This window comes from Vibrio sp. B172a (genome assembly GCF_030248355.1).
Classification (GTDB): Bacteria; Pseudomonadota; Gammaproteobacteria; order Enterobacterales; family Vibrionaceae; genus Vibrio; species Vibrio owensii.
The window spans coordinates 1-1,885 of sequence record NZ_JAHGAC010000023.1 but is presented as its reverse complement, the minus strand read 5'-3'; the positions used below and the strand labels follow the sequence as shown (position 1 = coordinate 1,885).

1 rRNA gene is annotated in these 1,885 nt (G+C 51.3%); it reads left to right on the top strand.

Annotated elements, in window-relative coordinates:
- Positions 1-178 precede the first annotated feature (178 nt).
- A 16S ribosomal RNA gene (locus KIT90_RS20180) occupies positions 179-1,731 on the top strand.
- The last annotated feature ends 154 nt before the right edge of the window (positions 1,732-1,885 follow it).

Genomic DNA, 1,885 nt, shown 5'->3' with positions numbered 1-1,885 from the left:
ATCAATCTGTGTGGGCACTCGTTGATGATAATCCAATTAGGTATTTCTTTCTTAACGGAAAGCGGTATCAAATTAGGTTTCAATGAAACGAAGTGACCATTGAATCGAAAGATTCAGCACAGTCAATTCAAACATTACTTATGTAATGTTCAGTATTCATTGAGCCGAACAAAATCTTAAATTGAAGAGTTTGATCATGGCTCAGATTGAACGCTGGCGGCAGGCCTAACACATGCAAGTCGAGCGGAAACGAGTTATCTGAACCTTCGGGGAACGATAACGGCGTCGAGCGGCGGACGGGTGAGTAATGCCTAGGAAATTGCCCTGATGTGGGGGATAACCATTGGAAACGATGGCTAATACCGCATAATGCCTACGGGCCAAAGAGGGGGACCTTCGGGCCTCTCGCGTCAGGATATGCCTAGGTGGGATTAGCTAGTTGGTGAGGTAATGGCTCACCAAGGCGACGATCCCTAGCTGGTCTGAGAGGATGATCAGCCACACTGGAACTGAGACACGGTCCAGACTCCTACGGGAGGCAGCAGTGGGGAATATTGCACAATGGGCGCAAGCCTGATGCAGCCATGCCGCGTGTGTGAAGAAGGCCTTCGGGTTGTAAAGCACTTTCAGTCGTGAGGAAGGTGGTGTAGTTAATAGCTGCATTACTTGACGTTAGCGACAGAAGAAGCACCGGCTAACTCCGTGCCAGCAGCCGCGGTAATACGGAGGGTGCGAGCGTTAATCGGAATTACTGGGCGTAAAGCGCATGCAGGTGGTTTGTTAAGTCAGATGTGAAAGCCCGGGGCTCAACCTCGGAATAGCATTTGAAACTGGCAGACTAGAGTACTGTAGAGGGGGGTAGAATTTCAGGTGTAGCGGTGAAATGCGTAGAGATCTGAAGGAATACCGGTGGCGAAGGCGGCCCCCTGGACAGATACTGACACTCAGATGCGAAAGCGTGGGGAGCAAACAGGATTAGATACCCTGGTAGTCCACGCCGTAAACGATGTCTACTTGGAGGTTGTGGCCTTGAGCCGTGGCTTTCGGAGCTAACGCGTTAAGTAGACCGCCTGGGGAGTACGGTCGCAAGATTAAAACTCAAATGAATTGACGGGGGCCCGCACAAGCGGTGGAGCATGTGGTTTAATTCGATGCAACGCGAAGAACCTTACCTACTCTTGACATCCAGAGAACTTTCCAGAGATGGATTGGTGCCTTCGGGAACTCTGAGACAGGTGCTGCATGGCTGTCGTCAGCTCGTGTTGTGAAATGTTGGGTTAAGTCCCGCAACGAGCGCAACCCTTATCCTTGTTTGCCAGCGAGTAATGTCGGGAACTCCAGGGAGACTGCCGGTGATAAACCGGAGGAAGGTGGGGACGACGTCAAGTCATCATGGCCCTTACGAGTAGGGCTACACACGTGCTACAATGGCGCATACAGAGGGCAGCAAGCTAGCGATAGTGAGCGAATCCCAAAAAGTGCGTCGTAGTCCGGATTGGAGTCTGCAACTCGACTCCATGAAGTCGGAATCGCTAGTAATCGTGGATCAGAATGCCACGGTGAATACGTTCCCGGGCCTTGTACACACCGCCCGTCACACCATGGGAGTGGGCTGCAAAAGAAGTAGGTAGTTTAACCTTCGGGAGGACGCTTACCACTTTGTGGTTCATGACTGGGGTGAAGTCGTAACAAGGTAGCGCTAGGGGAACCTGGCGCTGGATCACCTCCTTAAACGATGATTATACACGATGAGTGTCCACACAGATTGATACGGTTTATAAGTAAAAGAGACGAAGATATCCCAATATCTTCAATCCAGTGTCCCGTTCGTCTAGAGGCCTAGGACACCGCCCTTTCACGGCGGTAACAGGGGTTCGACTCCCCT